This window comes from Photobacterium sp. SKA34 (assembly GCF_000153325.1).
In the GTDB taxonomy this organism is placed as follows: domain Bacteria; phylum Pseudomonadota; class Gammaproteobacteria; order Enterobacterales; family Vibrionaceae; genus Photobacterium.
On record NZ_CH724141.1, the window covers coordinates 112795 to 119326 of the forward strand.

Below are 6532 nucleotides of genomic sequence, written 5' to 3' on the forward strand. Positions count from 1 at the left end.
AATAATAGTAAAGTAAATATTATAAGGCGACACCGAGTGAAGTTAATGCCTTTTCACATTGTATGACATCTTTAAATTGTATTGCTGACACCCCCACTGACTGTGCCCCTCGCACGTTATGAATCATGTCATCAATAAATACCGATTCAGCAGCAATAAGATCATATTTAGATAAAAGTGCATGGTAAATTTCAGGCTCAGGTTTTAATAATCCCACTTTAGCCGAAACTATTTCACCATCGAAATGTTGCCAAAAATCATAAGTTAATTTTAAATGTGTGACGATTTCATTCACATTATCCGTCAGGGCATAAACTTTATAACCAGCCTTTTTAGCTCGTTTCAGTAAGTTTACTGAATCAAATAGTAAGATTTGGCTCTGCTTAATGTAATAGAAAAGGCGATTGGTTTCTAATTCACTTAAACCGTGCAGTTCTTGATATTGCAACTTTGTTTCTTGCTCCGTGAGTAAACCTCTATTTAAATCCATCCATGTTTTACTGCCAAATAAATATTGAGCCAAGGGTTCTGGCGTTACATTGTCACCAAATGTAAGGCGTATTATTTCTTTAGGCGACCAACGAACAAGTACATTACCTACATCAAATATAATATTCTTAATGTTGCTGATTTCCATCACCTACCCCTTAGATATGCGCATAATTGAGTTTATGTTTATTTTGTAATTAGCTGTTTTATCAATAGTTCTATAAAACTACGCCAATTAATTAGAACTCAAAATGAACAGCACGTTCAAATAACACGTAAGGAGTAAACAAAAAAGGAGCAACTGATTTAACAGTTACTCCTTTTATCTTGAAAATTAGCCCAAGTTTTATTCTATCGTTGCCTTAATACTATTGGCTATTGATTCCGCTTTAGGACCTAAAATCACCTGTGCGCTTTGCTTACCAATACGTACCACACCTTTAGAACCAAGTGCTTTAAGTGCTTCTTCATTAAATAAACTACAGTCATTCACACCTAAACGAAGCCTTGTAATACAAGCATCAACAGAGACAATATTACTTTCGCCACCCAACGCTTCAATGTAAGCGACAGGATCTAGTCCGACTTCTGGCGAGACTTTACTTTCTTCATCATCAACCGCTGGAGTGGGTAGTTTAAATACCTTGATAGCAAAGTAGAAAATTACAAAATAAAGTACAAAATAAGCACCAATTAATGGCACCAGTAACCATGGTTTAGTTGCAAGCCCCCAGTTGAGAACAAAATCAATCAAACCAGCCGAGAATCCAAAACCATGTAAGATGCCAAGTGAGTTACAGATCACCATTGATACACCAGACAACAGTGCATGAATACCGTATAGAACTGGCGCTATAAATAAGAAGCTAATTCAATTGGCTCTGTAATACCAGTCAAGAATGCAGTAAAAGCAAGTGATAGCAACATACCGCCGACTAGCTTACGTTTGTTTTTCGGAGATGCTAACGTTAAGGCTAGAGCTGCTCCTGGTAAACCACCCATCATTACTGGATATGCCCACGCCATGTAAACCCCTGCAGTTGGGTCGCCAGCAAAGAAACGGTTTAAATCACCACGAGTTGTAATATCAGCAATTTTAGTAATTATCGAGCCATCAATATTCGGTACCATTTGCCCTATTGATAAGTGTGAAACGATACTTGGGTTTAAGCAAATCTGATGCAGTGATGAACCGAGTTCATACGACACTTTGGTACATTCTCCAAGACTGAACCAGAACACAGAGTGCAGGAAGTAATGTAGACCCAGAGGTATTAACGCACGATTCATTACACCATAGATAAACTCACCAATATAACCACTATGAGCAATCCATCCACTAAAATTATCAATACCTTGTTGTACATATACCCATACTTCACCACACACGACAGCCATAATTAAACAGCATAATCCTGCAACAATCGGGGTTAATCGCTTCCCTGAGAAAAAGGCTAAGAAATCAGGCATTTTAGCTTTATACGAGTAATTATAAGCATGCCCTGAAATAATACCGGCGATAATGCCAGCAAAAAAGCCCAACTTTACATCAGGATTAATAGCCGTTGTCGCTTGCGTTAAAATAAAATAACCCACAACACCAGCTAATGCTGCAGCACCTGAGCCGTCTTTTGATAAACCTACCGAAATACCTAAAGCAAGATTAAGGGAGATTATCAAAATACTGCTGCCCGCTTTGGCTATAAAAGAGATGTCTAACAAATCGGGTTGTCCAAAGCGCAGCAATAACGCTGCTATCGGTAATGTCGCGATAGGCAGCATCAATGCTTTACCTAATCGCTGGAAATAAGCGAAATTGACCATATGTGTATGCCTTTTTTGAGGATAGATAAGGCAGGTGAAATATAAGGGGGAATTTATATTTCACCATAAAGTATACGGATAACATTCATTGTTTATCCCTACCCTTGCCTTTAGCCATACAATAATCTTTTCACTAATCATGATTTGATACTTATCCGTCAGTTAGTAATACTTTTTTATCAGAAGCTTATTTTTAGTGGTAATTTTGATACTATTTTGACACATTTTAATACTTTTCTATCAATTCTTGTTTTTTAGTCTAAATAATCTTAGGAAAGCGTCATTTGAAAGCGATATTAGAAAAAGTACCACAACGTATAGGTTGCTCATGGCGATTTAAAAAAATCATAGAGCCTGCAAAAGAATTAAGCTGGCACTATCACCAAAAAGAATTTGAATTACTGATCCACCGTAACTTTCGCTCCCGCTGCCATATTGGTCATTACCACGGTGATTTTGATCAAGCCACGATGATATTAATTGCGCCTAATGTACCTCATGGTATCGAGTCAATTAGCACACCCGATCATAAGGATTATGAAACTTTTGTGGTGTGGTTTAAGCAAGACTGGATCGCGAATATGATGTTCAGTTGCCAAGAGTTGAGAAAAGTTGACTCGCTACTAAAGCGAGCAGAGAAAGGTTTACTTTTTAGCCCAGATACTACCCAAAAAGTGATCACTATTGTCGAGACTATCGATGAAAAACATTTTGATCCGATTAATTTGTTGGCTACCTTAATTCATATATTAGAAGCGCTTTGCCAAGATAAAGCCAGTCAAACGTTGCTCTCTCATAATGTCGAAAGCAAAAACCACGACCAATGTAATAAAGAAAAAATTGAACGTCTGTGTGCCTTTATCGATCAACATTACTCTGAACCTTTAACGTTGGAAGATGTGGCTAACTTTATCTGTACCAGTGAAAGCACTATTCATCGCTTATTTGAACAACATTTTAATGAAACGTTTATCCAATATTTAAAGAAGCTTCGCTTAAACCATGCATCTGAATTATTGGTATCAAGCAGTGATCCGATTTCTCATGTTGCAGAGCAAGTCGGTTATCGAAATCAAGCTAATTTTAACCGCCAGTTTAAACAATATAAAAATATGACTCCGCGTGAATATCGGCGTACGTATAAACTTGATGCTAAAGTCTAAAAGGTTTGTTTTAACTCTCTGGATAGAAACAATTTGGTGAATTTAACGATAAGAAATAAACGAATCTTTTATTTATGGTATGACAATGATTCAATCGCATCATCTATCGCTTTGAACTGAATTTTGGTTAAACACATTTCTGCTTTTGAAAATTCATGAGCTTGAATCAAAACCGTAACGGCTTCTAATGATAAAAGATCACCTTTTATTTGAAATAAAAACGTATTGGTTTTGGAAAGAGAAAACGTAAACTGTTGACCATTGCTATCGACGATAACATCAGCATCACACCAAATAAGTGATTGGCATTCATCCATTAATTCAGTTTCAGATCTTAGGTAGATGAGTTCATCATCACCTTCTAATTTAAAAAAACACGGCCAGTTAATCATCATTTTTACCTTTTAAGCATCACTATGTATCAAAAGAGAACCACACCAGAAGTACAGTTTATTATCCGACAAATGGCTAAAGAATCACTAATCCTTGCGACAAAAACACCGGTGATGCAGCCAAAAAATCTGCTGTATAGCTGAAATAAAAATACTTTCATGATATTGGTCACGATTTAGCATATATAAGGTATAATATTCAGAACTCAATACCCTACTCGCTGAAAACACTGCGATTTGGTGTATTGCGAGCGTAAATACGAAGGTAATGAAAACACATGAATTTAAACCAAGAGCTTCAAAATCTTAATAACCGTATGGACAAGTGCCAGCGTAAACTTGCTGCTGCTATTCAACGAGATGACAAAGTTATCATCAAACAGTTTAAAGATGAGCTTACAAAGCTGAATAAAAAAGCTCAAAACGTTAAACACCGTAAATCATCTGAAGTGAGTAGCAAAGGTAAAGATGTTAAGTCTCTTGCTTTTAACCGTGTACTAACTAAAGCTGAACAAGCAGATATGGGCAAACTGAAAAAAACAGTTAAAGGCCTAGTTGTTGTTCACCCAATGACGGCTTTAGGCCGTAGCATGGGTCTAAAAGAAGTTACAGGTTACGCACCTAAAGCATTTTAATAGACTTTAAGTGTCAAAGAAAAAGGCGAACATTATTGTTCGCCTTTTTACTTTCAAAAAGATAAACAATCAGATTAGCGATTAAACACCCTATCACTCACGTCTTAGTGTCTACCCAATAGAAGATTTAAGACGCTTTGCTGCTAATTCTGTTGATAAATGCTGATCAAAGCCGTAGCTTACTAAACGTTCAAACGCATCCCATACTTCATTAGGCATTGGTTGTGGTGTTGAAAATCCACACTCAGGGTAAAAACGGATCCGTTGTAAATCACCAACCATCACATTAATCAAATCACCAAAGCTGATTGCATCATTGGCATAATCATCAAAGTTAATTTGTGGTGATGTCACGATAGCTTGCATGTGGGGCCATTGTTGCTCAAATGTCGCCAGTGTACGTCGCTCCATAAAGGGCTTTTGTACAAGAATAAAGCTTCTCGGTGTCAGCCCTTTTTGCTGTAATAAACGACGGGTAAAAAGTACATTTTCTCCCGTGTTGGTCGATTCAGGCTCAATCAATATCGCCCCTTTTGGTACACCCATATCTAACGCTATTTTTGCAAAATGTTCGGCTTCAGAAGTATTGAATAAGCCTTCGGTAAGCTCACCGACACCACCTGAGAAAATGATATAAGGTGCTAGTCCTTGTTTATAAAGCTCTACCGCTCGCTCAGCGACACGTTCATCATTACTTCCTAGCACAAAGATATAATCACTCTTTACTATCTCGTGATTCAACTGGTGATAATCCCAGATTATGGTTGCTAGTTCATAAATTCGTTTAGGCATAAATCGTCCTTATTCGCAGCAAGATGAATAGATAATGTCTGATAATTAACGCTATTGATACAACCCTACTTTGTTTTTCAACTAGGGATAAGTGGCATAATGCGTCTTAGTTATGATTGCATAATGACAAAGATAAGAAGCTCACTTAATACTGATAAAACTGTTCCAATTTTGATAATCACAATAAGTAACAGTAAGTATGTTGTACTCATCAAAACGCTATACTGCTTATGCCTTGTTATTATATAAAACAATGGTAAGCGTGCCATAAACACCGCATTCTAATCACTTTACTCGAAGAATAAGATCAAATCTCCAATCCAAAGGAGATTTAAAATGGCAACACGACGTACCAATCAAGAATGGCAGACTTTGTTTGAGTGCTATGAATCCAGCCAACTCACTCAACGTGCTTTTTGTGAACATCACGGATTAAGTCTTTCCACGTTTCATGCCAAACGCCAACAGTTAACACACCTTCAAACACCACAGACTAACGGCTTCGTCAAAGCAAACGTTGTAGAGCAGACAACACGTTACCATATGACGCAAATACCTACCGCGAATATGACACTTTTTGTCAACGACGTTGAGCTGAGTATTCCTCAAGGCACGCCCGCTGCCTACCTGGCAGAACTCATTGGAGCCTTGTCATGAAACATATGCTAAGTGCACCAGATATTTATCTGTATCGTGAGAGTGTCGATTTTAGAAAGTCCATCAATGGCCTCGCGGCGATTATCGAAAGTGACACCGATTTACCCTTGGGAAGCGGCGCACTATTCCTGTTTACCAATAAACAGCGCGACAAAATCAAAGTGTTGTACTGGGATAAAACAGGCTTTGCACTTTGGTATAAACGCCTTGAAAAAGCCAAGTATAAATGGCCGTCAAAAGAGAAAAATGACGTGTTTACCCTGACTCAATGCGAGCTTGATAGACTGCTTTCTGGCTTCACGATTATCGGCCATAAACCCGTTCAAATAAACGATTTTACAATGACTTAATCGATAATAAAGCTATATCCACCAAGCGTTAACGGCATGACTTTAGTATAATAAATGCCATGAAAAAGACGCCAAATATCAACCCAGAAAGCCAAGATGTTGCCGAGCTACAAGCGATGGTGAAAGAGTTGTTGGCGTTGCAAAAACACAGCGAATCTCAGTGGAAACAAGAGCGTCAATCTCTGCTTGAGCAACTCAAACTGGCTTTCGACCGCCAGTTCGCAAAACGC

7 protein-coding genes and 2 pseudogenes are annotated in these 6532 nt (G+C 37.9%); 5 read left to right on the forward strand and 4 right to left on the reverse strand.

The annotated features are described in order from the left end of the window. Positions 1–19 precede the first annotated feature (19 nt). Together SKA34_RS01870 and SKA34_RS01875 are read right to left on the reverse strand one after the other, a co-directional pair. Positions 20–637 (reverse strand): HAD family phosphatase, encoded by a 618-nt coding sequence (locus SKA34_RS01870; RefSeq protein ID WP_006643794.1) that lies wholly within the window; start codon positions 635–637, stop codon positions 20–22. A 198-nt stretch (positions 638–835) separates the two neighbouring features. Next, positions 836–2271: pseudogene (locus tag SKA34_RS01875) on the reverse strand (PTS transporter subunit EIIC). Between the two features lie 326 nt (positions 2272–2597). Here SKA34_RS01875 and SKA34_RS01880 point away from each other — a divergent pair. Next, positions 2598–3476: an AraC family transcriptional regulator gene (locus SKA34_RS01880; RefSeq protein ID WP_006643797.1), complete on the forward strand. Its 879-nt coding sequence runs from the start codon at positions 2598–2600 to the stop codon at positions 3474–3476. A gap of 68 nt (positions 3477–3544) precedes the next feature. Here SKA34_RS01880 and SKA34_RS01885 read toward each other — a convergent pair whose 3' ends face one another. Beyond that, positions 3545–3871, reverse strand: a complete 327-nt coding sequence (locus SKA34_RS01885; RefSeq protein ID WP_232284198.1) for a DUF4144 domain-containing protein — start codon at positions 3869–3871, stop codon at positions 3545–3547. Positions 3872–4146: 275 nt separating this feature from the next. Here SKA34_RS01885 and SKA34_RS01890 point away from each other — a divergent pair, with 275 nt between their 5' ends. After that, the gene (locus SKA34_RS01890; protein WP_006643799.1) at positions 4147–4503 is read left to right on the forward strand and encodes a YibL family ribosome-associated protein; all 357 of its coding nucleotides are present in this window, start codon (positions 4147–4149) and stop codon (positions 4501–4503) included. A 111-nt stretch (positions 4504–4614) separates the two neighbouring features. Here SKA34_RS01890 and SKA34_RS01895 read toward each other — a convergent pair whose 3' ends face one another. After that, the gene (locus SKA34_RS01895; RefSeq protein ID WP_006643800.1) at positions 4615–5295 is read right to left on the reverse strand and encodes a YdcF family protein; all 681 of its coding nucleotides are present in this window, start codon (positions 5293–5295) and stop codon (positions 4615–4617) included. Between the two features lie 336 nt (positions 5296–5631). Between SKA34_RS01895 and SKA34_RS01900 the strand changes: the two genes are divergently transcribed. The 3 genes and pseudogenes from SKA34_RS01900 to SKA34_RS22645 all read left to right on the forward strand — a co-directional run. Beyond that, positions 5632–5952, forward strand: coding sequence for a hypothetical protein (locus SKA34_RS01900; RefSeq protein WP_004998436.1), 321 nt, complete (start codon positions 5632–5634; stop codon positions 5950–5952). After that, the gene (tnpB, locus tag SKA34_RS01905) at positions 5949–6302 is read left to right on the forward strand and encodes an IS66 family insertion sequence element accessory protein TnpB (protein WP_006643801.1); all 354 of its coding nucleotides are present in this window, start codon (positions 5949–5951) and stop codon (positions 6300–6302) included. The genes SKA34_RS01900 and tnpB overlap by 4 nt, the downstream gene beginning before the upstream one ends. Positions 6303–6361: 59 nt before the next feature. Continuing rightward, positions 6362–6532 (forward strand): annotated as a pseudogene (locus SKA34_RS22645) (IS66 family transposase); the annotation flags it as partial.